We start from the raw sequence: 920 nt of genomic DNA on the forward strand, positions 1-920 counted from the left end.
CTTAGAGGCCAGTTCAAAAAGGCTGCTCCGTACGCCTGAAGATGTTCCAGCAGACGAGGGCGCAGCCGAATTTCAAGAATGCTTCGTGAATGTCAGCTCGACGATCGAAGCGTATGCGAAGACGACGGAAGTTGTGGAGCCACGAGTGAGTCCGTTCAACGACCCAACGGAATTTGCCCAGACCACTGCCATGTTCAGTGCGGCGCCGTGCGATCACCGGTTTGATGCCGCGTTCGCGCAATCGTTGACGATGCGGATCGGAATCGTAACCACGATCGGCATAGATGACCTTGGGTCTCTGAAGTGGTCGGCCGCGCGCGCCACGGATCGGGGGAATCGCGTCGACGAGCGGCAGCAACTGGGTGACGTCGTTGCGGTTCGCGCCTGTCAGGATGGCGCTGATGGGAACGCCATTGGCGTCTACGAGGATGTGGTGTTTGGAACCGGGTCGCGAGCGATCCGTGGGGTTCGGGCCAGTTTTTCGCCCGCCCCAACAGCTCGTACCGACGAGGAATCGACGGCAGCGTATGAAAGATCGATCTGCCCGGCCTCGCGCAACTTGTCGAGCAGCAGTTCGTGCAGTCGATCCCATACGCCTGCTTTGCGCCAGTCGTTCAGTCGTCGCCAGCAGGTCGCGCCGGAGCCAAAGCCCAATACGGTCGGCAGGTGGTTCCATCGCAGTCCGGTTTTCAACACGAACAGGATGCCATTCAACGCCGCCCGATCCGATACGCGTGGGCGACCAGGATGCCCTTTGCGCCGGGGCTTGGGCGGCGGCAGTAACGGTTCGATCAGTGTCCACAATTCGTCATCAATAATCGGCGCTTCCATCCCTTGGGTTCCGTTGTTCAGACATCCAAGGTTAACAGCTTACCGAGAAAGTAAACAGCCGCCTCAGGGGTTTTTGAACTGGCCTCTTA

Annotated in this window: 1 protein-coding gene; it reads right to left on the bottom strand. The window is 59.1% G+C overall.

All coding sequences use genetic code 11. The features are described 5' to 3' along the window. Positions 1-13: 13 nt before the first annotated feature. Positions 14-831, bottom strand: a protein-coding gene (locus ACSHSS_RS30255) for an IS5-like element ISRme6 family transposase (RefSeq protein WP_085960479.1) whose coding sequence is annotated in 2 segments (ribosomal slippage) — positions 14-483 and positions 483-831 — 819 coding nt in all. Because the reading frame shifts where the segments join, the coding sequence is not laid out codon by codon here. Positions 832-920 lie beyond the last annotated feature (89 nt).

Source organism: Burkholderia sp. BC1, from assembly GCF_052683555.1.